Source organism: Ruegeria sp. BB6 (assembly GCF_056539385.1).
The window spans coordinates 315415-339879 of record NZ_JBQFUW010000003.1 but is presented as its reverse complement, the minus strand read 5'-3'; the positions used below and the strand labels follow the sequence as shown (position 1 = coordinate 339879).

Below are 24465 nucleotides of genomic sequence, written 5' to 3'. Positions count from 1 at the left end.
GCGTGTAAGGAAACCCCATGTCTCTTGGAACCAAAATCGCGTGGGACGATACCGTCCTGCCCTTTCAACTCGATGTATCGGACATGCGTGGCCGTGTGGCCCGTCTGGACGGGGTGCTGGATGGCATCCTGAAACAACACGACTATCCCGAAAAGGTCGAAGCTCTGGTCGCTGAGATGGCGCTGCTGACCGCGTTGATCGGTCAGACGGTTTCATTGCGCTGGAAGCTGTCCCTTCAGGTTCAGTCCAAGGGCGCCGTCCGCATGATTGCCACCGATTATTATGCGCCCTCTGAGGAAGGTGAACCGGCGCGCATCCGGGCCTATGCCAGCTTTGACCGGGACAGGCTGACCGATGCCAGCCCGTTTGATCAGGTGGGCGAAGGGTATTTTGCGATCATGATCGACCAGGGCGAGGGCACGCATCCCTATCAGGGGATCACTCCGTTGGCCGGTGGGTCGCTCAGCGCCTGTGCCGAAGCCTATTTCGCCCAGTCCGAGCAGTTGCCGACCCGGTTCTCGCTGAGCTTTGGGAAGTCGACCGAACCCGGCGTTGGCGAACACTGGCGCGCGGGCGGGATCATGCTGCAGCATATGCCCAAAGCCTCGCCTTTTGCGGCAAAGGGTGAAGGCACCGGCGACATCCTGACGGCAAGCGATCTGGTCGACGGCGAAGAGGGTGAAAACTGGGGCCGCGTCAATATCCTGCTGGATACGGTCGAGGATCTGGAACTGATCGGCCCGTCAATTGCGCCGACCGATTTGCTGGTGCGTTTGTTCCACGAGGAACAGCCCCGCGTCTATGACGCGCAGTCGGTGCAGTTCGGGTGTACCTGTTCCGAGGATCGCGTGCGGCAGAGCTTGTCGATCTATTCGGCGAAGGACATCGAGAAGATGACGACGCCCGAAGGCGAAGTTACAGCCGACTGCCAGTTCTGCGGCGCACATTATGTGTTGGATCCCAGCACCGTTGGCTTTGATGCTGACCGGGCCTGATCCGACAGACTTGCTGCGGGCGGCGCTGAGTCGCCCCGGCCACGGGTCAAGCGATTTTGACCTGAATCCCGACACTGCACTGCCGGAAGGGCGCAAGCTGCGCCCGGCCGGAGTGCTGGTTCCGGTTTCCGTTGTTGGAAACACCCCGCGCGTGATCCTGACCAAGCGTTCGTCGGCGCTCAAGCATCATCCGGGTCAGATCGCCTTTCCGGGCGGCAAGAAGGATGAGGGTGACGCTGATGTCACCGCCACCGCCCTGCGAGAAGCGCAGGAGGAGATCGGTTTGCCCCCGGACCTGCCGGACATTCTGGGTCATTTGCCGACCCATGAGACGGTGACATCTTTCACGGTCACTCCGGTGATCGCCATTCTACGGGACAGGTTCCAACCAGTGCCGGAACCGGGCGAAGTGGATGAGGTGTTCTCGGTCCCGCTGACGCATGTCCTTGATCCTGCAAATTATATCGTTGAATCCCGCCGCTGGCGGGGCCAGAAACGGTATTATTTCACGGTGCCGTTCGGCCCCTACTATATCTGGGGCGCGACGGCCCGCATGTTGCGGGGTCTGGCCGCGCGGGTGAGCGAATGACGCAAATTTCCGAAAGCTGGGTGTCTGATCCGGCGACGCAAAAGGTCTGTGCGGCTTTGACGAGTGGCGGAGCGCAGGCGTTGTTTGTGGGCGGCTGTGTCCGAAACGCGCTTTTGGGCGCACCCGTGTCCGATATCGACATCGCAACCGACGCCCGCCCACAGCAGGTTGTCAAACTGGCGCAGAATGCGGGGCTGAAAGCGATCCCAACCGGGATTGACCATGGCACCATCACGGTAGTCTGTGACGGCATCCCGCACGAGATCACCACCTTCCGCCGTGACATCGAAACCGATGGCCGACGTGCGGTGGTGGTGTTTTCCGACAATATCCAAGAAGACGCAGCGCGCCGGGATTTCACCATGAACGCGCTTTATGCGCAGCCTGAAGGGACGGTTTTGGATCCGCTGAACGGTTTGCCGGACTTGCGGGCGCGGCGAGTGCGTTTCATCGGAACCGCCGAACACCGCATCCGCGAAGATTACCTGCGGTCTTTGCGCTATTTCCGGTTCCACGCTTGGTACGGTGATGCTGAGGCTGGGTTTGACGCCGACGCTTTGGCGGCGATTGCGTCCAATCTGGAGGGCTTGTCCGACTTGTCCCGCGAACGCGTTGGGGCCGAGCTTTTGAAATTGCTGGGCGCCCCCGATCCTGCACCGTCTGTTGCGGCCATGCGCAGTGTCGGTGTTCTGGCGCAGCTTTTGCCGGGGGCGGATGATCGTGCTCTTGCGCCCCTGATCATGTTAGAGCAGCAGGCTGGCACCGCGCCAGAGCCGATCCGACGGCTCGCCGCGATTGCAACGCCCGAAATTGCAAAGACCTTGCGCCTGAGTAAGGCGCAGCTTCAGCGCCTTACCCGGATGCGGGACGAGGCAAGCGGGACTGCATCCGTTGCCGAGCTTGGGTTCCGCTATGGAGAAGAAAGCGGTTTGCACGAAGTGCTGCTGCGCTGCGCCTTTCTGGAACAGTCTTGGTCCGATGAAATGCGCACCGACCTTCACGCAGGGGCCAAGGCTGATTTTCCAATCAGCGCCTCAGACCTGATCCCCGAATTCACCGGTCCCGCGCTGGGCCGGAAACTGGCCGAGCTTGAGGCCCGCTGGATTGCTTCGGGTTTTGCCCTGACCCGTGACGATTTGCTGGGCAGCTAAACCCAAGTCTCAAAAAGGGATGACAAGTTGCGGTCTTTGTGCTTACGTTCGCCTGTCACATAAATGGAGGGATGCGAATGTATTACGGGATCTGGTTCGGCTAAAGCCGGGACACATTGACCCGTAAGGGTGGTGTTCTGGCGCCATCTTTCTTCGCATGACCTATTTTCTGCTCAATCGGAGCACTCTCCATGTTTCGCTATTTTGAAAACCTCGTTGACCCTTTTGTCGCCTACAAGGAATCTGACACACCGCCCACGCGGTTGTGGCCCTTTATGCTGGAATACTCAAAGCCGTTCTATCGGGTGTTCTTCTGGGCCGGGCTGATCTCGGTCGTCGTTGCAGCGGTTGAGGTCGGGCTGATCTACTATATGGGCCGCGTGGTTGACCTGTTGTCCGGTCCGCCCGCCGAGGTTTGGCAGGTGCACGGGACCGAGCTGATCCTGGTGGCTGTCTTTGTTCTTTTGCTGCGGCCCCTGTTGCATGTCGTGGACGTTCTTCTGTTGAACAACACGATCCTGCCGAACTTTGGCACCCTTATCCGTTGGCGCGCGCATAAACACGTTCTGCGTCAGTCGGTGGGCTGGTTCGAGAATGACTTTGCGGGCCGTATCGCCAACCGGATCATGCAGACGCCCCCGGCAGCAGGCGAGGCGGTGTTTCAGGTGTTCGACGCGATCTCTTTCTCGCTGGCCTATCTGATCGGTGCTGCGGTGCTGCTTATGGCGGCTGATCCGCGCCTTTTGCTGCCATTGCTGGCCTGGTTCGTTCTGTACGGTCTGCTGGTGCGCTGGACGGTTGCGCGGGTGGGGCCCGCATCGCAGGCGGCGTCCGATGCGCGGTCTGCCGTGACGGGCCGGGTGGTGGACAGCTACACCAACATCCACTCGGTCAAGATGTTTGCGCATGACGCGCAGGAACTGGACTATGCCCGCGAAGCCATCGAGGAAACGCGCCGCACGTTCCAGATCGAGATGCGGATCTTCACCATTATGGACGCTGTTCTGGTTGCCCTGAATGGTCTGCTGATCGTCGGCGTTGTCGGATGGGCGATTGCCCTGTGGATGCAGGGCAGCGCGTCCGTCGGGGTGGTCGCGGCGGCAACGGCTTTGACTTTGCGGTTGAACGCGATGACTGGCTGGATCATGTGGGCGCTCACCAGTTTCTTCCGTCAGCTTGGTGTTGTGGCCGAGGGGATGGAGACGATTGCCCAACCCATCGACTTGCTGGACGCCCCCGATGCCAAGCCTCTGCACCTGAGCAACGGACAGATCGACATCCGCGATCTGTCGCACCATTACGGGCGCAAGACTGGGGGTCTGGATCACATCAATCTGACCATTCAGCCGGGCGAAAAGATCGGTTTGATCGGCAGGTCGGGTGCCGGAAAATCGACCCTAGTAAAGCTGCTTTTGCGGTTTTACGACGTCGAGCAGGGCGCGATCCTGATCGACGATCAGAACATTGCTCAGGTCACGCAGGACAGTTTGCGCAGCCATATCGGTATGGTGCAGCAGGACAGTGCCTTGTTGCATCGTTCGGTCCGCGACAACATCCTTTACGGTCGTCCCGACGCGTCCGAGGCGCAGATGATCGCCGCTGCGAAACAGGCCGAAGCACATGAGTTCATCCTCGATCTGCAAGACCCACAAGGGCGCACCGGCTATGACGCGCATGTGGGTGAGCGGGGCGTGAAACTGTCCGGCGGGCAACGCCAGCGGGTGACCTTGGCGCGCGTGATCCTGAAAGATGCGCCGATCCTATTGTTGGATGAGGCGACATCCGCCCTAGATTCCGAGGTCGAAGCGTCGATACAGGAAACTCTTTACGGCATGATGCAAGGAAAAACCGTGATCGCCATTGCCCACCGGCTAAGCACCATTGCCCAGATGGACCGCATTCTGGTCATGGATGGCGGTCGCATTGTAGAGCAGGGCGGCCATGCCGAGCTGCTGTCCCAAGGCGGGCTTTACGCCCAGTTCTGGGCGCGGCAATCTGGCGGTTTCCTGAACCCGGAGGCTGCGGAATGAGGATAGCTGACCTCATAAACCCGTTCAAAAACATCGAAACGCCCCCGCCGCAAACGCTGGGGGCGTTCATTCGCTGGTGCTTGTCCGGCGCGTGGCCGATGCTGTTTGTCGCGGCCTTCTTTTCCGCAACCGCAGGCGCGATGGAGGCCGGAACCGCCTGGATTCTGGGATTGGTGGTTGACGTCGCAACCTCGGGCGGGCCCGAGAACTTTCTGACCGCCAGCAATATGTGGATGATCCTTGGCGCAGTTGCGTTTTTCATGCTGTTGCGTCCGGCCTTGTTCGGACTGTCCTCACTGTCGAACAATTACATCGTGATGCCTAATATCACGCCGCTGGTTTTGGCCAAGCTGAACCGTTGGACACTGGGGCAGTCTGTCACCTATTTCGACGACGACTTCGCGGGTCGGATCGCGCAGAAGCAGATGCAAACCTCGAATGCTATGGCGTCGGTCGTGTCCGAAACCATCAGCGCGATTGTCTTTGCCCTTGCCTCGCTTGTGGGCTCATTCCTTTTGTTAGGGTCTATTCATCCGCTTGTTATGCTGCCCTTCACGGCTTGGCTTGCCGTCTATTTCTTGCTTATCCGCTGGTACTTGCCGCGTATCCGAAAACGCTCGGCCGCGCGGGCTGGCGCGCGGGCGATGGTGTCGGGACAGGTGGTCGACACGATCACAAATATCAAAACCGTCAAGTTGTTCGCGCATTCAGCCTATGAAGATCAGGCCGCCCGGAATGCGATGGTTGATCTGCGAGAGAGGTCGCTGGAGTTCGGCAGCCTGTCTGCCAGTTTCAGGTTTATTCTGATGACGCTGGCCGGGGTGCTGCCAGTTCTGCTGATGGGTGCCACGCTATGGTTGTGGCAGGCGGGAAGCGCGACGGCGGGTGATATCGTAGCGGCGGGCGCGGTTTCGATCCGTATCGCCCAGATGACAGGCTGGGTCAGCTTCACACTGATGGGCCTCTACGCGAATGTTGGTGAAGTTGAGAACGGAATGAAGACACTGGCCAAGCGGGACCGGGTTGAGGATATGGCGGACGCGTTTGATCTGCAGGTGCCGGATGGTCGGATTGAGTTTGACCATGTCAGCTTTGCCTATGGGCGCGATGTTGGCGGCGTAAGCGATGTGAACATGACCGTATATCCGGCTGAGAAACTGGGCATCGTCGGCGCATCGGGGGCGGGAAAGTCGACCTTGGTTTCGCTTCTGTTGCGGCTCTATGACGGGGAAAAGGGCGCAATTCGCATCGACGGTCAGGACGTTGGCCAAGTGACACAGGACAGCCTGCGCCGGCATATCGGTATGGTCACGCAGGAAACCGCGATGTTCAATCGATCCGCGCGTGAAAACATCCTGTACGGCCGTCCTGACGCCACAGAAGACGAGATGATCGCCGCTGCAAGAAAGGCCGAGGCGCACGAATTTATCCTTGGCCTGCAGGACGCCCATGGTCGCACGGGGTATGATGCCCATCTGGGTGAGCGTGGTGTAAAACTCAGCGGGGGCCAGCGGCAGCGGATCGCCTTGGCGCGTGCGATACTGAAGGACGCGCCGATCCTTGTATTGGATGAGGCGACATCTGCGCTGGATTCCGAGGTTGAAGCCTCGATCCAAGCCGCCCTGCACCGTGTGATGCGGGGCAAGACCGTTCTGGCGATTGCACACCGGCTTTCGACTCTGCGTGAGATGGACCGGATTATCGTTCTAGATCAGGGGCGCATTGTGGAATCCGGCACTCATGACGATCTGCTAGAGCAGGGCGGCCTTTACGCGCGCTTTTGGCACCGTCAGTCAGGCGGTTTCATTCAAGCTGAGGCCGCGGAATAGCGCTTGGCTGATTAGGGTGCACAGCGTGAGTGTTTTGCCGGCACCAACGGCGTATTTTTGTTCAAGCCGACCTTGGTGGTGTCTAAGGGGTTTTGTTGCGGGCAAAGCCCCGGTATCAGGCGCTCCATGACTCAGACATTCACCATATCGCGCCTTGGCCATCAGGGGGATGGCATTGCCGAGGGGCCAGTTTTTGCGCCGCGCACCTTGCCGGGCGAAGTGGTCAGCGGCACGGTAGTCGGGCAGCTTTTGACCGAGATCCGGGTCGAAACCCCCTCGGATCAAAGGGTCAAGGCGCCGTGTCGCCATTACAAGTCTTGTGGTGGATGCCAACTGCAACATGCATCAGACGCGTTTGTCGCCGACTGGAAGGTCGAAATTGTGCGCAAGGCGCTTGATGCGCAGGGGATCGAAGCGGATATGCGCCCCATCCATACCTCACCCGAACGGTCCCGGCGTCGGGCAACCGTTGCCGTGCGGCGGACGAAAAAGGGCACTTTGGCCGGGTTCCATGGCCGCGCATCCGATACGATTACCGAGATCCCGGATTGTCACTTGCTGCATCCCGACCTGATCGCCGCGATCCCGGTGGCCGAGGCGCTGGCCCTGCTGGGCGGCAGCCGCAAAGGGGTTCTGGCCGTGACCCTGACCCTGTCCGAGGGTGGTCTGGACGTAGCAGTCAAGGGCGGCAAGCCGCTGGACGGCCCGCTTGAGCTGGCTCTGGCACAGGCAACCGAACACCACGGTCTTGCGCGGCTCAGTTGGGAGGGTGAGGTGATCGCCACGCGGCAGCAGCCGGTTCAACGCTTTGGGGCGGCCGAAGTCGTGCCTCCTTCGGGAGCGTTTCTGCAGGCCACCAAGGATGGAGAACAGGCTCTATTACAGGCCGTTTTGAAGGCAACTGAGGGCGCAAAGCGCGTTGCCGACCTGTTCGCGGGCAGCGGTACCTTTTCACTTCCACTGGCGCAGACCGCCGAAGTTCACGCCGTTGAAGGCGAGGCCGACATGACCGCCGCGCTGGATCAGGGGTGGCGCAAGGCCAAGGGGCTGAAGCGAGTGACGACCGAGGCGCGCGACCTGTTCCGCCGCCCCTTGATGCCGGATGAACTCTGGCATTTTGACGCGATCGTTCTGGACCCGCCGCGCGCGGGGGCCGAGGCGCAGGTGTCCGAGCTGGCGCAGGCAAAACGCCCAGTGATAGCCTATGTCTCGTGCAACCCGGTTACATTCGCCCGTGACGCAAAAACGCTGGTTAACGCGGGCTACACCCTTGAATGGGTACAAGTGGTTGACCAATTTCGGTGGTCGTCACATGTCGAACTTGCCGCGCGATTTACTCTGAACTCAAAACCCTGACAGGAGAGCACCCGAATGGGGATCACCCAACGCCTGCAGACCATCATCGACGCCCCGACTTTTGGGCATTTCATCACCGGAGTCATCCTGTTCAACGCGGTCCTGCTGGGGATGGAGACATCTCCGACTCTGATGGAGATGGCGGGTCCGGTGATTGTCACGTTGGACCAGTTGTGTCTGGCCATCTTTGTTGCCGAAATCTCGATGAAACTGATCGCAACGGGGCGGAACTTTTTCAAGAACGGCTGGAACAACTTTGATTTCCTGATCGTTGGCATCGCCCTAGTGCCCAGTGCAGGCAGCCTGTCAGTCCTGCGGGCGTTGCGCATTCTCAGGGTGCTGCGTGTGATTTCGGTTGCGCCCCGTTTGCGCCGGGTGGTCGAAGGGTTCATTTCAGCCCTGCCGGGTATGGCCAGTGTGTTCCTTCTGATGGCGATCCTGTTCTATATTGGCGCTGTGATTTCGACCAAGCTGTTCTCGCAGTCTTTCCCGGACTGGTTCGGTGATCTTGGCCTATCGGCCTATACGCTGTTCCAGATCATGACGCTGGAAAGCTGGTCGATGGGCATCGTGCGTCCGGTCATGCAGGTGTATCCCTATGCATGGGTGTTCTTTGTGCCCTTCATCATGGTCACGACCTTTGCCGTCGTGAACTTGCTGGTGGGTTTGATCGTGAACTCGATGCAGGACGCCCACCATGCCGAGGATGAAGTGAAGACTGACGCCTATCGTGATGAGGTGCTGGAGCGTCTCGAATCCATCGAGCGCCGCTTAATTGAGCAATCGAACATCAAAAAGTGATTTCAGTTTTCCGGATTTCTGGCATAATCCTGAAAAAAACAGAGCAGCAGGCAGTGAAACATGGATCGTCGAGCATTTGGATTGGGTGCTATGGCAACGCTGGGCCTATCGGCCTGTGCCTCGGCAAGCCCCAGATTTCTGACATATGATGGACCTGAGGTGACCTCTTTGGTCATCAACAAAAGTGCGCGGAAGATGTATCTTCTGCATCACGAACACGTTCTCAAGGAATACAAGGTTGATCTGGGTTTTGCGCCCGCTGGAACCAAGACCAAACGCGGGGACGGCCGCACGCCGGAAGGCACGTACCTGATTGACCGTCGCAATCCAAACAGCAGCTATCATCTGTCGCTGGGGATTTCTTACCCGAACTCAGAAGACGTTGCGCAGGCGAAGGCAGCGGGTGTTGATCCGGGCGGCGATATCTTTATTCACGGCCAGCCTAACAAGCGATCTGAACGCAAACGCGCGAAAAAGACGCCGGATTGGACTGCCGGATGCATTGCGGTCAAGAATGACGAGATCGAAGAAATCTACGCGATGGTAAATCGCGGAACGCTGATCACTCTGCGCCCTTAACGGGTTTCCACGCTCCAAAACCGAACTGCATATAGTCGCGCTGGTAGGCCTCTGCCGCCAGCGTCTCGAGCGTTTCGTCGTAGATATCACCCAGCGTGTATGGACTGTCAGGTTCGGCTGCGGCTGGCACCGGCGGGGTTTCGTGCCCGAAAGTCCGGGCCAGTTCGGGAAGGGACGATGCCAGTTCGTCTTCCCTCAGGATCATATCGGGCAGGGCAAAGGACGCCATTCCTTCCAAAACCTGCGCCTGACTGCACCAAACTCCGTCAACACGAACGGGTGTCTGCCCTGCAAGGTTCTGGCGTAGAAACTGCAAGAAGGCGGAAAACGCTTCGATGTGCTGGCCCAGAGGGTAGTTGTCTTTACGCAGTTGCCCGGGAATGGGAACCTTGAACCGATTGCGCAACATGTTTCGGATTTTCAGATAAGCACCCGGCTCGGTGCTCAGGATATAGGAGCAAAAGGCTGAATGGGCACGGGCCAGCGGATGCCGCAGCACTGTGAATTTCCGGTGGCCCGGGTGGGAAATCATCCAGTTCCGCGTCCGCTTTCGGTTCTGATTGGTGATCAGGGCGTCTGTGCCCACCCCGTCCAGATCGGCCAGCCATTGTGAAATCTGTGCCTCTAACCCGCCGCGCACGGGCAGATACATCAGCGGTGTCTTAGCAGCAGCCACGTAGTTGGCGACTGCCGGACCACGTCGGGGTTCAAAATTGGGGGTCCGATGCAGATTGAACCTGTCGATCGCGGGCAATTCCTGCTCCATCCGGTCCGGGTTTGTCACCTTGGACAAGGGCGGTTCAGGATTTTGTGGTTTCAGCGAGTCATCAAGGGCCGATAACCGGCTATCAATACCCAGCCATGCCGCCAGACCATTTAATGTGTCAAGGCGGAGCAAGTCGTCATATGCGATGTAGAAAGGGGTTTGGCCAGTCGCCTGAAGGTGATGCAAAAGCATCAACTGAAAGTCCTGCTGCTGATCCAGGTAGCTCTCGAATGCGGCCACGTCGAATTCAACGCGCGCTTCGCGCCGGCGCTTGACGTTCTTCAACTGCCACTGCTTCGTTTCCTGCGCGATCTGCAGTGATACGAAACTGTCCAGGGGGTTTCGGGTCAGGATGATCTTGGCGCAGCGTGGATCGCTCAAAACAGGCTCTAACACGCGCGGATCATGACCGTCGAAAAAGCGAAATCCGTTCAGCTTGCCCGGTGCTTCTCGGATGGCGTCCAGCAGATCGACCGGGTTTCTATCCCGGTCCTCCAGAGTAATACCAAGCAACTCCTCGGTCTTGAGCCGACCTATGAAATGCGGGTTGAAAGCCTCACCGTGGCTGGTGACCCCCTCCAAGGCATTCAGATTGGCCTCGAGCAGGTTCGAGCCGGTGCGCATGGCCGCGAGAATGACGAAATAGTCGAATTTTGAACGCATCTCGGACTATTGCACCAAATATGGTTTTCGGTATGGCCTGACCTGTTTTCCAAACACATCGTCCGTGGGGAAGTCACCCATGAGATAGGGATGCATCCCCTGGTTCTTGAGGTTCTGCAGAAATTGACCAAAGCCCGAAAGGTCAACCATGGTTGGGGCCGTTGTCAGGTGGCTTTGATGCTGAATCCCGATTTCTCCGATCACTTCTTGCAGCGGCTCCATCGGCGTTTCGATGAAATCCGCCAACGACCAGGTCCGAAGGCGGGCCTTGGTCCAGACCGAGTTCAGAACTTCAAGCTGTTTGGTTTCGATCTGCTGCAACCGGGCGGCTTCGTTGCGGATATCCGAGAAGTTCAGGTTTGATCGGAACAGCGGTATCGCCCATGCGCCGGTAATGACTGAGATTTGGGCATTCTTGTCACGCGCCAGGAACCAATTGATTGCCTGGGTATCGCGCGGCCCGAACTGCAAACACTGCCGTTCTCCTCGTGTGTTCCAGATCAGGTTCGACAGGAAGGCCGTAGGGTTATAGTCCCGCAGCGTGGCGCAATCGCTTAGTGCACCGTTCGTGATGGTTTTACCGCCCGAGAACTCTGCCCGGTTGGGTGCAAATAGGTGGCCGTGCACGCGCGCGCCAGTCGTTTCTGACAGCCATGGCTCAAAATCCTCGAACAACTCGGCAAAGCCCTGAAACACGGAATAGGGAAAACAGGTCAGGCCATTCTCGCTTCCGTGGCGGGGAAAGCGGCTTTGCATATATAGGCCATCCCGCCCACGTGTCCGGCGCTCGACCGCCTTCGAGAATACGCGGTCGATTTTCCCCGGATTGGGTTCTGCCGGTTTCATTGCACCAGTTTGATCCGTGAGAAAGGATTGATACAGCCGATCCGCGTCGCGCCAGACCTTGCGGGCAACAAAACAGTCAGACCTGCGCAAAAGCTGCAGGTGATCGTCGTAGAAGATATGCGGCCGCCCTTGATAGTCGAACTTGGACAGGGTGAGTGATCGGCTTTCGATATGGGTCGAGTAGAGTCGAGCCAGCGTCTGAAAATAGCTTTCATCAGGTATCCAGACGCGACGAAAATAGCTGTCATAAACCTTGCGCTTGGGATCCTGCAAAATAGCGGACAGAGTCTGACGGGTCAGACACCACCATTGGCTGCCCATATGCGGCACCAGCCCCTTTGGGATACGGCGGCGCATTCCCAGGGCACGCTGCAGTTTCACGTAGCTGTCGAACAGTTTGCGGTGTCTGCGCCACGAAAACGGAAATCTGAGCGTGAATCTTTCCTGATCCAAACCACCAATCGTCCAGCTTACGTCGGCAGTGGTGGCACTTTCGATGAAATCGACGCGGGGGCGCTGTACCAAGTAGTCCACCAGTTCGGAAACCGGGCGCAGCGGCAGGCAGGCACCCGAGGACAAATACACGTGGTGTACATCGGGAAACGCGTCGAGCATCAGTTCAGAGGCGGCCTGCGTGGCCTCAACGATGCTCCACCTTCCCCAATCGCATGTGTACCGATCCGAGAACCGGATCATGGAGTTGTCGGCACACGAGGAGACAAGATCAGAATAGGCGCTGTCCGAAACTTTCTTATCCACGTGGATAACAACCGGACAACCAGCAGCGGCCCAATGACGAGCGACCTGCTCGACCCGGTGCAGAGCGGTATGGACCAGCATGACAACGCCAAGACTGCTCATGCCCAGTTTCCTTTTGACATCAGGCCCAGGATTTCAAGCTGACGCCAGTTGATGTATTTCTCGGACCAGTCGCACCAGAATACCGGCTGATCGTCCAGCCCTTGGGCATAAGCGCGGTATTCGCCTGATCTTCGATAGTGCTGACCCCGCTCCATTTCCTCGCGGGCCTTGGTGCCCAATGTGTCAATCAGCTTGGCATGCAGCAAAGCACCGCTGGTCTTTTCGCCGCCCCATTCGTCATAAACTTGGTTCAAACCTCGCGGCAAAAGCGAATGGGTCGAGCTGACATAGACGTAGCGCCGGTCCCATTTTACCAAGGGTATCTTGTTCAGCGCCGGTGCCTTGGACGGGTTATCCCGGAAAAACACCCGCGCCCGAGGGCCGCCCTGAATCCACAAGTTCCCGTAGTCGGGGTTCTTGGTAATCATGTAGTTGCCCGAGTCGAACCAGCGGGCGATTTCAAACGGATCCTGACCTTCGTGATAGGGTTCGGCTTCAACCGGGCCACGTGGGTACATGTCGATCAGCATCGTGCCAAAACTGCGCACTGCGCATCCGTCCAGCCAGTCGGTCAGCGCCCGCACGGGGCGTGTGTCGCAGAACGGGTAAATGAAGAACTCATCCGGGTCGACTGTCAGAACCCAGTGACCATGCGCGTATTTGCGCAGCAGGTAGTTCGACCAATCGATACCGAATGTGGCCCGCTTATAGCTTGCATCTGCCCGCCAGACAGAAACATCCGGTTGATCGGCCAGAAATTCGCGTGTGCCGTCATCACTGTCATTGTCCACAAAGAGAAAGTGATTGACCCCCAGACGGCGGTAATAATCCAAAAAGAACGGCAGGCGAATTTTTTCGTTTCGTACCACGCTCATCAACAGGACATCGCGCTGTTTTATGGTTCTGGTTTTATTGGAAACTGCTGAAAGATCACGACGTTTGCGCAGAGAACGCAAAATACGGCGCTTGCGCCGCAATCTCATTCGGTAAGAATCCAACAGGCTCACGTGACTGCCCTACCTCTTAATTTACGCGAGCATACCCGGGGCCTGGATCAGCCAGAGTGGTGCCGGGTCATTATCGGGTTATGCCATTTTTTCATCTATCGAGGCAACGCATTTACAAGCCGTTAGCCGAAGATGCCGAATTTTCAATCAATATTGCCCATCAGCCCGAGTTGCTGAAGCTGCCTCCAGCCTGTGTAGCGCTCTGATTGGGGTGCCCACATTAAGGGGCGATTAATTATCCCGTCATAATAGCCCGCGAACTGGTCAGGGTTGTGGAAATGCTGCTGCCGGGTTTTCTCGATCTTCGATTTCTCGATTACCTCGGGTAGAAACTTGGTGTGCAGCAATACGCCCGACGGCCTGCTATCGCCCGGACCGTCATAGGCCGCGTTCAGTTTACGCGGCAAAGCCGAATGGCACGAGTTTACATAAGCATACCGCCGGGACCACTGAACCAGAGGAAGCTTGTTCAATGTCGGGGACCGCTGAGGGGTGTCGGCAAAGAACATGCGTTCGCGCGCGCCGCCCTGCACCCATAGATTTCCCATAGGAGACTGTCGTTTAGCGCGGTAGGGACCGGTGTCGAACCAGTTCAAAACTGCGGTTGGGTCAGTGTCGGGGTCGTAGTCCTGAACCCCAAGCGGGTCCTTGGGATAAAGGTCCAGCATCAGCGCGCCAAAGGCGTCGCGGCCTTGTTGGTCCAGAAGGGACGTCAGATCGGGCAGTGAACGCGTATCGTGCTGCGGGTAGATCAACAGCTCATCTGCATCCACCATCAGCGTCCAGTGCCCGTGCCCATGCCGCATCTGCAACCAGGTCAGCCAGTCCAGCCCGTACCGTGCATTGCGATAGCTGGCATGCGTCTGCCATAGCGACACGTCCGGCTGGTCGTGAAGAAACGCGACCGACCCGTCATCGCTGCCGTTGTCCACGATCAAGAACTGATCCACACCCAAGGCCCGGTAGTGCCGCAGGAACCAGGGCAGGCGGGTGATCTCGTTCCGAAGGGTGGTAAAGGCCAGAATGTCGCCCGGTTTGATCGCGCGGGTTCGATCCAATAGCGGAGTCAACTGACGGCGGCTGCGAAACGATCTCCATAACAGTCGCCGCCGTTTCAGGCGTATCCGGTACTTCTGCACCCATGACAGGGGCGGCAGAGTATCCTCGGTACCGGTCACAGGGGGCTCATTTCTCGTAGTGACCGTTTTGGTGCCAGCGCCACGCGTCCGAGATCATCGTCTCTAACGTGGATCTTTTGGGCGTCCAGCCAAGTTCCTCACCGGCGCGCACCGATCCTGACACCAGTTTGGTACAGTCCCCGGCCCGGCGCGGTCCGATGGAATAAGGCACGTCGCGATTGGTGACGGACTTGGAATGGCCGATAACTTCCATCACAGAAAAACCGCTGCCTGTCCCAAGGTTGAACACACGGCTGCCTTTGCCCTGCTCCAGCCAGTTCAGACCCAGAACATGCGCATCGACCAGATCGCAGACATGCACGTAGTCGCGGATGCAGGTTCCGTCTGGCGTGTCGTAATCGGTGCCGAACACGGTCAGGCCGTCGCGCTTGCCGTCGATGGCGTCCAGCATCAAGGGCACCAGATGCGTTTCAGGGCGGTGGAATTCGCCCACTTCACCGTCTGGGTCAGCGCCAGCCACATTGAAATACCGGAAAATCACGTGGTTCAGACCGTGCGCCGCCTGAAAGTCGCGCAGAATGTCCTCGATCGCCCGTTTGGACGCGCCATATGCGTTGAGCGGTTCCTGCGGCGTGTTTTCGTCCAGCACGACATTGTCGTGTTCGCCATAGGTAGCGCAGGTCGACGAGAACACAAAGTTCAGACATCCGGCGGCAACGGCAGCCTCGATCAGAGACAGCGATCCGGTGACATTGTTGGTCCAGTACTTGCCTGGCTCCGACATCGCCTCACCCACCTGGCTGAGGGCAGCGAAATGCATCACGGCGGCGGGTTGATATTTGGCAAAAACCTCGTCCAGCCGGGCGCGGTCCAAAAGATCGCCCTGTTCAAAGGGGCCGAATTTCACAGCGTCTTGCCAACCAGTAATCAGGTTGTCAAAGGTCACAGGCGTGTATCCGGCTTGCGACAGCGCTTTGCAGGCATGCGACCCGATGTAGCCGGCACCGCCGGTCACAAGGATATTAGTCATTCAAAATTCCAGTTTGTCTTGCCGCCCAAAAGGGCTGTTAAATTCAATAGGTACGCGATCAGTCCAGCCCCATGGCGGCCATCATTTGCTCCAGCTTCGGCACGTCCTGCGGGTTGTTCAGTTCCCAGAACTGGCGGCCCTTGGCCTCGACCTCGACGCAAAGAACCTTGCGCCCGTTTTCCATGAAGCGCAGTTGCTCCAGCCCCTCCAGCTGCTCTAGCGGGCCAACGGGCCATGTGGGGTAGGCGGCCAGCGCATCAGGGCGATAGGCGTAAACGCCGACATGGTGGAACACCGGGGTCTCGTCTGCCTCTGCATAGGTCTGAGCGGTGTAAGGAACGACCTCTTTCGAGAAATACATGGCGCTGTGATCTGCGGCGAAGACGGCGGTTGTGCCGCCGACGCGCCCGTGCTTGCGATCGTTCAGCAGGCTGTTCAGCGCATCGCCATCACAGCGCAGCACCGGCGTGGCGACGCCGGCATCCGGTGCGGCGCGCAGCCCTGCGATCAGGTCTTCGACGAACCAATGCGGGGTTAGCGGCGCGTCGCCTTGAAGATTGACCACGATATCATAGCCCATACCCAGATTGGCGTGAGTTTCGGCGCAGCGCTCGGTGCCATTGCCGCAGGAGTCCGAGGTCATGACAACCTCGGCCCCGAACCCTTCCGCCGCCTCGCGGATGCGGTCGTCATCGGTGGCGACAACCACCTTGTCCACTCCGGATACGGAACAGGCCGCGCGCCAGGACCTTTCAACCAGCGTCATGGACTTGCCACTTGCGCCGGTCAGCGGAACCAGAGGTTTGCCCGGATAACGGGTCGAGGCATAGCGGGCGGGAATGGCGATCAGAACGGACATCAGGCCTCCTTCAAGTCAACACCCGGAGCGTAGGCGATGAAGAACGGGTTTGCATAGCCATCCTTGCCATAGGTCAGGGGTGTATGGTCATCAAAGCGAACCACATTGCCGCCGGCACCCGTCAGAACGGCATGGCCTGCGGCTGTGTCCCACTCCATCGTGCGGCCGACGCGGGGGTAGAGATCGGCCTCGCCCGTAGCCACCAGACAGAACTTGAGCGATGAGCCCGCGCTTTTGCTGTCCTGCACCTGATACTTATTGATGTAATCCTCGGTCGCCTGATCCCGGTGGGATTTCGAGGCTACGATCAAAAGTGCGGAATTGTCTGGTTTAGAGACTGAAATCGGAGTTGTCTCGCCGATATTTTCCCTGTCCAGCGCGCCGGTTTCCTCAACCGATTGTCCGTCGGGCTGCGTGTAGAACATGCGTCCTTTGGCTGGGGCATACACCACGCCACGGGTTGGTGTGCCGTTTTCAACCAGCGCGATGTTCACGGTGAAATCACCGCGGCGGTTGATGAATTCCTTGGTCCCATCCAGCGGATCGACGATCAGGAACGTGTCACCTTTTTCCGAATGCGAGGCCGCCTGTTCTTCGGTCACCAGCAGAATATCGGGGAAAGCGTCGCGCAAACCGGCCGAGATCAGGGCATCTGCGGCCTCATCCGCCTCGGTCACGGGGCTGGAGTCGGATTTGACCTTCACGTCGAAATCATCCGAATTGTAGATCTGCATGATCTTGTCGCCAGCTTCCAAAGCCAAACGGCGGATGACGGGGATAAGGGCGTCGTAGGTCACAAAAATGCTCCGTTCCTGTGATTTGTTGATAGAATATGCTGACGGCCTTATGATGTGCCGGTTACGGATCGGCAAGAATTTCGTGTCAGTTTGCAGGCGATTAAGCGGGAAAGAGCGCGCGGGTGTTTTATTTTAAGCGAAATCAGACGCTTTTGGGGCGCGCGTTCACGACGGCTGAACTGGTGTTTCACGCTGTTGTGCGAAACATTCGGTCGCGCCATTCCAACGCCGTGATCGCGATCGTTATGAACATCGTCCAGATTTTGGCGCTGGTGACGGTTTTCTACCTGCTGCTGAGTTTGATGGGCACACGGGTCGCCAAAATCCGGGGTGAATTCATCCTGTTCCTGCTGTCTGGCGTTTTCCTGTTCATGACGCACATCAAATCCGTCAGTTCCGTGGCCGGAGTGGGAACGGGCGATAATCCGATGATGCTGCATTCTCCGATGAATATGATGGTGGTTCTTTTGGCCTCGGCCTTTGGAACCCTTTATACGCAGCTCGTCTCGATTTTCGTGATCCTGTTTGGGTATATGGTCTTAGTCGCTCCGCTGGAAATTCAAGACCCCGGCGGCGCGTTCTACATGCTGGTTCTGGCGTGGTTTACCGGTTGCGCGGTTGGCGTGGTTTTCATGGCGATGAAACCTTGGCTGCCAACAACATCAACTATTCTGAACACGATTTACCGCAGGCTGAACATGATCTTCTCGGGGAAGATGTTCGTCGCGAACGCGCTGGGCGGGTTCATGCTGACAATGTTCGCGTGGAACCCTTTGTTTCACATCATCGACCAGTGTCGCGGTTTTGTTTTTCGCAACTACTTTCCGCGCAACACCAACTGGGAATACCCGCTGTGGGTGGGGTTGGCGCTTTTGATGATTGGTCTGCTGGGAATTTTCTACACCCGCAAGCAAATCTCGCAGAGCTGGGGCGCGCGCCGTTAACTGGCGATGCGCAAGGTCAGGTTTATCCGCCCACCCTTGGGCAATAGCTTGGATGACCCGAACCGGATGCGATCCACGCCGTGATAGGTCAGGCGGGCCGGTCCGCCCATGATCACGACATCGCCCGAGTTCAGCCAGATCGACTCGGTCTTGCCGCCTCGGGTGCTGTTGCCGATGCGGAACAGCGCGTCGTCCCCAAGAGAAATCGACAGGACGGGCCATGAAAAATCCGCCTCGTCCTTGTCCTGATGCAAACCCATTCTGGCCCCTTCGCCGTAGTAGTTGATCAGACAGCAATCCGGGTCCCGTTCGGCGCTGGCCAGATCGCGCCAGATATCGAGAATGGGTTCTGGAATTGCTGGCCAGCCACCCCCTTTGGGATGCTGCGCCTGATACCTGTAGCCCGCGCGATCCGTCACCCAACCCAGCGACCCGGCCGAAGTCATGCGAACCGACATTTCCTTGCCCGAGGGCGTAACGGGCCGGAACAAAGGTGCAGATTTCAGAATCGGACGCAGTACCTCGATCAGTTGCGTTTGCGCAGTGCTGTCCAAATAGGCTTTTCTGATGTCGAAATCGCGCAAAATAAGCCGCGCCATCGAAGAATCCTCAATCCTTGCCAAAACCTTGCGAAAAAAGGCCACAGAATCCCGAAAACCTGCGATTTACACCGCTTGCAGGCTTTTGGTCCCGCCCTTATATACGCCGGGACGCGTAATGGTGTAGGGCTGTTGCGCAAATCAGATCGGGGCCGGGTGCCATAACGGGTCCGGACCTCGGACATCGCCTTGAAGAGAAAGGGATTGAACATATGAGTAAAGTAATCGGGATTGACCTCGGAACCACCAACTCGTGCGTGGCCATCATGGACGGCTCGCAGCCGAAGGTCATCGAAAACGCAGAAGGGGCGCGGACCACGCCCTCGATCGTCGCCTTCACCGAAGATGAGCGACTGGTCGGTCAGCCGGCAAAGCGTCAGGCGGTCACCAACCCCGACAACACGATCTTTGGCGTCAAACGTCTGATCGGTCGTCGCGTGGATGATGCAGAAGTCGAAAAAGACAAGAAAATGGTGCCGTATGCCATCGTCAATGGCGGCAACGGTGATGCGTGGGTTGAAGCCCGTGGTGAAAAGTACTCCCCAAGCCAGATCTCGGCCTTCACTCTGGGTAAGATGAAGGAAACCGCTGAAAGCTATCTGGGTGAGGAAGTCACGCAGGCGGTCATCACCGTTCCAGCCTATTTCAACGACGCACAGCGTCAGGCCACCAAAGACGCCGGTAAAATCGCCGGTCTGGAAGTGCTGCGGATCATCAACGAACCGACAGCGGCTGCGCTGGCCTATGGTCTGGACAAGGAAGAAACGCAAACCATCGCGGTTTATGACCTTGGCGGCGGTACCTTTGACGTGACCATTCTGGAAATCGACGACGGCCTGTTCGAGGTCAAATCGACCAATGGTGACACCTTCCTGGGTGGTGAAGACTTTGACATGCGCATCGTCAACTACCTGGCCGATGAGTTCAAAAAGGAACACGGCGTCGATCTGTCCAGCGACAAGATGGCTCTGCAGCGTCTGAAAGAAGCCGCTGAAAAAGCCAAGATCGAGCTCAGCTCGACCTCGCAGACCGAGATCAACCAGCCGTTCATCTCGATGGGCGCAAACGGTCAGCCGCTGCACATGGTCATGAAACTGACCCGTGCCAAGCTGGAATCTCTGGTTGGCGACCTGATCAAGAAGTCGATGAAGCCCTGCGCGGCCGCTCTGAAAGACGCGGGTCTGTCCGCTGCTGACGTGGACGAGGTTGTTCTGGTCGGTGGTATGACCCGGATGCCGAAAGTCATCGAAGAAGTTACCAAGTTCTTCGGTAAAGAGCCGCACAAAGGTGTTAACCCGGACGAAGTGGTTGCCATGGGCGCCGCAATTCAGGCCGGTGTTCTGCAGGGCGACGTCAAAGACGTGGTTCTGCTGGACGTGACCCCGCTGTCGCTGGGGATCGAGACGCTGGGTGGCGTGTTCACCCGTCTGATCGACCGCAACACGACGATCCCGACCAAGAAGTCTCAGGTTTTCTCGACTGCCGAGGATAACCAGAACGCCGTGACCATCCGCGTGTTCCAGGGTGAGCGTGAAATGGCTGCGGACAACAAGATTCTGGGTCAGTTCAACCTCGAAGACATCCCGCCCGCACCGCGCGGCATGCCTCAGATCGAGGTGACGTTTGACATCGATGCCAACGGTATTGTTTCGGTTTCGGCCAAGGACAAAGGCACCGGCAAAGAGCAGAAGATCACGATCCAGGCTTCGGGCGGTCTGTCCGACGCGGATATCGAAAAGATGGTCAAAGACGCCGAGGAAAACGCCGAGGCCGACAAGGAACGTCGCGAGCTGGTGGACGCCAAGAACCAGGCGGAAAGCCTCATCCATTCGACCGAAAAGTCGATGGAGGAACACGCCGACAAGGTCGACCCGACCACCATCGAAGCCATCGAGCTGGCGATCGCAGCACTGAAGGACGAACTGGAAACCGAGAATGCCGACAAGATCAAGTCGGGCATCCAGAACGTCACCGAAGCGGCTATGAAGCTGGGCGAGGCGATCTACAAGGCGCAGTCGGACGAGGCCGAAGATGAGCCCGCAGCGGCAGACGCAGCTCCGGGCGACGATGACATCGTCGATGCCGAGTTTGAAGATCTGGACGACGACAAGCGTAACTAACGGGCAACCGGGCCAATTCGGGCCGGTCCGGTTGTCGGGCCGGCCCGATTACGTTGAGGCAGAAGGAAATACTGATGTCAAAACGCGACTACTATGATGTGCTCGGCGTATCAAAGGGCGCATCGGCGGACGAGATCAAGAAAGGCTTTCGCAAGAAAGCCAAGGAATTGCATCCCGACCGCAACAAGGACAACCCGGATGCCGAGGCGCAGTTCAAAGAGGCGAACGAAGCCTATGACGTACTGCGCGATGCCGAGAAAAAGGCCGCGTATGACCGCTTTGGTCACGCCGCGTTTGAGAACGGCATGGGCGGCGGTCGTCCCGGTGGCGGGTTTGGCCAGGGCGACTTCTCCAGCGCATTCTCTGACGTATTTGACGACCTGTTCGGCGATTTCATGGGCGGTCAGCGTGGCGGTGCTGGTGGCGGCCGTCGTGCAGCACGCGGATCAGACCTTCGCTACAACCTGCGCGTGTCTCTGGAAGAGGCGTTTTCGGGACTTCAGAAAACTATCAACGTCCCCGCTGCCGTTGCTTGCTCAGCCTGTGATGGCTCGGGTGCCGAAGGTGGCGTGGAGCCAACGATGTGCCCGACCTGCTCGGGCATGGGAAAAGTGCGGGCGCAACAGGGTTTCTTCACCGTCGAACGCACGTGTCCGACTTGTTCGGGCCTGGGACAGATCATCAAGAATCCCTGCAAGTCCTGTCAGGGTGCAGGCCGCGTAGAAAAAGAGCGTGCCCTATCCGTGAACATCCCAGCCGGCGTTGAAACCGGTACCCGTATCCGCCTTGCGGGTGAGGGTGAGGCCGGGATGCGCGGGGGTCCTCCGGGTGATCTCTACATTTTCGTCGAAGTTTCAGATCACAAGCTGTTTGAGCGCGACAGTGTAAACCTATATTGTCGGGTGCCGGTCAGTATGGCCAAGGCAGCGCTGGGTGGCTCGATCGAAGTACCGACAATCGACGGTGGCCGCGGTCGCGTGCAGATTCCGGCTGGCAGTCAGTCAGGCCGCCAAATGCGCCTACGCAGTAAGGGTATGCCTGCCCTGCGCGGCGGTGGGGTTGGTGACATGTTCATTGAACTGGCCGTTGAAACACCTGTAAACCTGACCAGCCGCCAGAAAGAGCTGCTGAAAGAGTTCGACGATCTCGGTGAAGACAATCACCCGGAATCCAAAAGTTTCTTTTCATCCGTTAAATCCTTCTGGGACGGGATGAAAGGCTGAACCTTCGGTTAGGGGGCTCTGCCCCCGCCTCCCTTCGGGAGACTCCCCCGGGATATTTTTAGCCAGATGAAGCAGGGGATCCGTACTTCATCTGGCCCCAAATATCCCGGAGCGCGAGGCAGAGCCTCGCAAAAAATACTTGATTCTTGCGGACCTCCCTGAGATGGTCCGCGCCAACCGTTGGGGTGCCCTGTTCACAGGGCTGAGAGGTGCGAACGCGTCAACCCATCGAACCTGATCCGGGCAATACCGGCGGAGGGAACGGTCGTACACTTTACAGACGTTTTCGACGCCACCGTTGCCCCAATTGAACCGGAGCAATCATATGGCGCCTATTGCATTGACAATTGCAGGATCGGACAGCGGCGGAGGGGCTGGAATTCAGGCCGACCTGAAAGCGATGTCGGCTCTTGGCGTGTTTGGCGCGAGTGTTGTCACGGCGGTGACGGCGCAAAACACCCGCGCGGTGACTGCCGTGCATGGAATACCGTTGGACGTTATCGCAGCGCAGATCGATGCGGTTCTGACTGATTTGGACGTTGGTTCCATCAAGATCGGAATGTTGGCGACGCCCGAGATTATCCGCACCGTGGCCGACAGTATCGCAGCTTTTGAAGGTCCGATCGTCCTGGACCCCGTGATGATAGCGAAGTCCGGCGATTCCTTGTTGGCGGAGGACGCAGTTCAGACCTTGCGTGATGTGCTCTTACCCCGAGCTTCGGTTTTGACGCCAAATCTGCCGGAGGCTGCGTGTCTGTTGGACAGCGTAGCGGCCACGTCGCCTGTAGAGATGGCGGATCAGGGGCGTCGCCTGTGCGCATTGGGGGCAAAGGCAGTATTGATGAAAGGCGGGCATGGCGCAGGGGATATTTGTCACGATATCCTGCTGGACGCTTCGGGTGTCTTAGGTGAATACACGGCCCCCCGTGTGGATACGCGCAACACGCATGGCACCGGTTGCACGTTGTCGTCGTCGATTGCTGCGGGGTTGGCAAAGGGTCTGGCGTTGTCCGATGCGGTCGCACAGGCGCATGACTATCTTCAGCGGGCCATCGCCAAGGCGGATGAGTTGAATGTCGGGCAGGGCCACGGGCCGGTCCATCACTTTCATCGGGTGTGGACGGCGTGACGCTCTGGTCGGTCATAGGGGCCGGTGTTGCCGGTTTGACCGTCGCCAGCGAGCTTGTGTCACGCGGCGTGAAGGTGCAGGTTTTTGATCCTGGCGGACCTCCGGGTGCCCATGGGTGTTCCTGGTGGGCTGGCGGAATGTTGGCTCCGTGGTGCGAGTTTGAAAACGCCGAGGAACCAGTGCTGCGTCTGGGGCAAGGCGCGTTGGAGTGGTGGGGCTCGCGCACTCAGGTCCATCGGCGCGGTACTCTGGTTGTTGCCAATTCAAGAGACCTGCCTGATCTGCGCCGGTTCTCGCGCCGGACGCACGGGTTCAAGGATGTAAATCAGGCAGAAATCCCGGAATTAGAGCCTGACTTGGCAGGCTTTTCCAAGGGTTTGTTCTTTTCGGATGAGGCGCATTTAGATCCGCGCCGGGCGTTGCTGGATCTGTATCGGCAGTTGAACGCAGAGGGGGTTGTGTTTCATCAGAAACTGGCCCCGGCCAGATTGAAGAACGCTATTGATTGCCGGGGGCTGCACGCGCGCGAGACATTGCATGACCTTCGCGGGGTCAAGGGTGAGATGCTCGTGATCCGGTGTCCTGATGTTACCCTGTCTCGCCCCGTGCGCCTGTTACACCCGCGGATGCCGCTTTACATCGTGCCACGCGGCGATGGCGTCTACATGCTGGGCGCAACAATGATCGAATCCGAAGACAGCAGCCGCATCACCGCGCGATCTATGTTGGAATTGCTGAGCGCTGCATACGCGCTGAACCCCGCCTTCGGAGAAGCCGAGGTACTGGAAATCGGTGTCGATCTGCGCCCGGCTTTCCCGGACAACCTGCCGCGTATCCGGCGTCTGGGGCATACGATCTATGCCAATGGCCTGTATCGTCATGGTTACCTATTGGCTCCGGCGCTTGCACAGGGTGTGGCTGATCTGGCGCTTGAAAACAAACATTCGGAGATGGTCGATGAAGATCGTGCTTAACGGTGAGTCGCGCGAGGTGCGTGCCGAAACCTTGTCGGACGTGTTGTTGGAATGTGGATTTACCGGCCGTGTTGCGACGGCTGTAAACGAAGAATTCGTGCCTTCGTCCCTGCGCGTCGCCCATAAACTAACCGACGGCGACAGGGTCGAAGTTGTTGCGCCGATGCAGGGGGGCTGA

The 24465-nt window shown here is 58.3% G+C and carries 22 protein-coding genes and 1 riboswitch; of the genes, 14 read left to right on the top strand and 8 right to left on the bottom strand.

The features are described 5' to 3' along the window. Positions 1-17: 17 nt before the first annotated feature. The 8 genes from hslO to ACR0B7_RS10235 all read left to right on the top strand — a co-directional run bounded on the left by hslO (position 18) and on the right by ACR0B7_RS10235 (position 9330). The gene (hslO, locus tag ACR0B7_RS10270) at positions 18-995 is read left to right on the top strand and encodes an Hsp33 family molecular chaperone HslO (protein ID WP_170483173.1); all 978 of its coding nucleotides are present in this window, start codon (positions 18-20) and stop codon (positions 993-995) included. Further along, the gene (locus ACR0B7_RS10265) at positions 949-1584 is read left to right on the top strand and encodes a CoA pyrophosphatase (RefSeq protein WP_480681399.1); all 636 of its coding nucleotides are present in this window, start codon (positions 949-951) and stop codon (positions 1582-1584) included. The genes hslO and ACR0B7_RS10265 overlap by 47 nt, the downstream gene beginning before the upstream one ends. Continuing rightward, the gene (locus ACR0B7_RS10260) at positions 1581-2735 is read left to right on the top strand and encodes a CCA tRNA nucleotidyltransferase (protein ID WP_170483175.1); all 1155 of its coding nucleotides are present in this window, start codon (positions 1581-1583) and stop codon (positions 2733-2735) included. The genes ACR0B7_RS10265 and ACR0B7_RS10260 overlap by 4 nt, the downstream gene beginning before the upstream one ends. Before the next feature lie 191 nt (positions 2736-2926). After that, positions 2927-4765 carry an ABC transporter ATP-binding protein gene (locus ACR0B7_RS10255; protein WP_170483177.1) on the top strand — a complete coding sequence of 613 codons (1839 nt, stop codon included), beginning with the start codon at positions 2927-2929 and terminating at the stop codon, positions 4763-4765. Continuing rightward, the gene (locus ACR0B7_RS10250; RefSeq protein ID WP_170483179.1) at positions 4762-6594 is read left to right on the top strand and encodes an ABC transporter ATP-binding protein; all 1833 of its coding nucleotides are present in this window, start codon (positions 4762-4764) and stop codon (positions 6592-6594) included. Before ACR0B7_RS10255 ends, ACR0B7_RS10250 begins: the two co-directional genes overlap by 4 nt. A gap of 126 nt (positions 6595-6720) precedes the next feature. Further along, positions 6721-7950: a class I SAM-dependent methyltransferase gene (locus ACR0B7_RS10245; protein WP_170483181.1), complete on the top strand. Its 1230-nt coding sequence runs from the start codon at positions 6721-6723 to the stop codon at positions 7948-7950. A gap of 15 nt (positions 7951-7965) precedes the next feature. Further along, positions 7966-8751: an ion transporter gene (locus ACR0B7_RS10240; protein ID WP_170483183.1), complete on the top strand. Its 786-nt coding sequence runs from the start codon at positions 7966-7968 to the stop codon at positions 8749-8751. A gap of 60 nt (positions 8752-8811) precedes the next feature. After that, the gene (locus ACR0B7_RS10235; protein ID WP_170387012.1) at positions 8812-9330 is read left to right on the top strand and encodes a L,D-transpeptidase family protein; all 519 of its coding nucleotides are present in this window, start codon (positions 8812-8814) and stop codon (positions 9328-9330) included. On the opposite strand, the gene ACR0B7_RS10230 is transcribed toward ACR0B7_RS10235, so the two are convergent. The 7 genes from ACR0B7_RS10230 to cysQ all read right to left on the bottom strand — a co-directional run bounded on the left by ACR0B7_RS10230 (position 9314) and on the right by cysQ (position 17298). Further along, positions 9314-10759 carry a sulfotransferase family protein gene (locus tag ACR0B7_RS10230; protein WP_170483185.1) on the bottom strand — a complete coding sequence of 482 codons (1446 nt, stop codon included), beginning with the start codon at positions 10757-10759 and terminating at the stop codon, positions 9314-9316. The two genes, ACR0B7_RS10235 and ACR0B7_RS10230, sit on opposite strands and share 17 nt — an antisense overlap. A 6-nt stretch (positions 10760-10765) precedes the next feature. Continuing rightward, entirely contained in the window at positions 10766-12466 is a 1701-nt protein-coding gene (locus tag ACR0B7_RS10225; RefSeq protein ID WP_170483187.1) for a DUF5927 domain-containing protein, read from the bottom strand. Then, positions 12463-13449, bottom strand: a complete 987-nt coding sequence (locus ACR0B7_RS10220; protein WP_170483189.1) for a glycosyltransferase family 2 protein — start codon at positions 13447-13449, stop codon at positions 12463-12465. The genes ACR0B7_RS10225 and ACR0B7_RS10220 overlap by 4 nt, the downstream gene beginning before the upstream one ends. Positions 13450-13616: 167 nt before the next feature. Continuing rightward, positions 13617-14651: a glycosyltransferase family 2 protein gene (locus ACR0B7_RS10215; RefSeq protein WP_480681395.1), complete on the bottom strand. Its 1035-nt coding sequence runs from the start codon at positions 14649-14651 to the stop codon at positions 13617-13619. 7 nt (positions 14652-14658) lie between these two features. Continuing rightward, the gene (gene galE, locus ACR0B7_RS10210) at positions 14659-15642 is read right to left on the bottom strand and encodes a UDP-glucose 4-epimerase GalE (RefSeq protein ID WP_170483191.1); all 984 of its coding nucleotides are present in this window, start codon (positions 15640-15642) and stop codon (positions 14659-14661) included. 58 nt (positions 15643-15700) lie between these two features. Next, complete coding sequence (locus ACR0B7_RS10205; protein WP_170387020.1) at positions 15701-16501, bottom strand: 3-deoxy-manno-octulosonate cytidylyltransferase family protein; 801 nt, start codon at positions 16499-16501, stop codon at positions 15701-15703. After that, positions 16501-17298, bottom strand: a complete 798-nt coding sequence (gene cysQ / locus ACR0B7_RS10200; RefSeq protein ID WP_170564447.1) for a 3'(2'),5'-bisphosphate nucleotidase CysQ — start codon at positions 17296-17298, stop codon at positions 16501-16503. The genes ACR0B7_RS10205 and cysQ overlap by 1 nt, the downstream gene beginning before the upstream one ends. 122 nt (positions 17299-17420) lie before the next feature. On the opposite strand from cysQ, the gene ACR0B7_RS10195 reads away from it, so the two are divergent. Further along, on the top strand, positions 17421-18242 hold the full coding sequence (locus ACR0B7_RS10195) for an ABC transporter permease (RefSeq protein ID WP_480681392.1): 822 nt from the start codon (positions 17421-17423) through the stop codon (positions 18240-18242). Here the strand turns inward: ACR0B7_RS10195 and ACR0B7_RS10190 are convergent. Further along, complete coding sequence (locus ACR0B7_RS10190) at positions 18239-18841, bottom strand: alpha-ketoglutarate-dependent dioxygenase AlkB (RefSeq protein WP_170483198.1); 603 nt, start codon at positions 18839-18841, stop codon at positions 18239-18241. The two genes, ACR0B7_RS10195 and ACR0B7_RS10190, sit on opposite strands and share 4 nt — an antisense overlap. 212 nt (positions 18842-19053) lie before the next feature. Here ACR0B7_RS10190 and dnaK point away from each other — a divergent pair, with 212 nt between their 5' ends. The 5 genes from dnaK (at position 19054) to thiS (ending at position 24465) form a co-directional block, all read left to right on the top strand. After that, positions 19054-20961, top strand: coding sequence for a molecular chaperone DnaK (dnaK, locus tag ACR0B7_RS10185; protein WP_170483200.1), 1908 nt, complete (start codon positions 19054-19056; stop codon positions 20959-20961). Between the two features lie 74 nt (positions 20962-21035). Continuing rightward, positions 21036-22184, top strand: coding sequence for a molecular chaperone DnaJ (gene dnaJ / locus ACR0B7_RS10180; protein ID WP_170483202.1), 1149 nt, complete (start codon positions 21036-21038; stop codon positions 22182-22184). Positions 22185-22355: 171 nt separating this feature from the next. After that, a riboswitch (TPP riboswitch) is annotated at positions 22356-22462 on the top strand. 47 nt (positions 22463-22509) lie between these two features. Continuing rightward, positions 22510-23313, top strand: a complete 804-nt coding sequence (thiD, locus tag ACR0B7_RS10175; protein WP_170483204.1) for a bifunctional hydroxymethylpyrimidine kinase/phosphomethylpyrimidine kinase — start codon at positions 22510-22512, stop codon at positions 23311-23313. Further along, positions 23310-24287 carry an FAD-dependent oxidoreductase gene (locus ACR0B7_RS10170; protein ID WP_170483206.1) on the top strand — a complete coding sequence of 326 codons (978 nt, stop codon included), beginning with the start codon at positions 23310-23312 and terminating at the stop codon, positions 24285-24287. Before thiD ends, ACR0B7_RS10170 begins: the two co-directional genes overlap by 4 nt. After that, entirely contained in the window at positions 24271-24465 is a 195-nt protein-coding gene (gene thiS, locus ACR0B7_RS10165; RefSeq protein WP_170483208.1) for a sulfur carrier protein ThiS, read from the top strand. The genes ACR0B7_RS10170 and thiS overlap by 17 nt, the downstream gene beginning before the upstream one ends.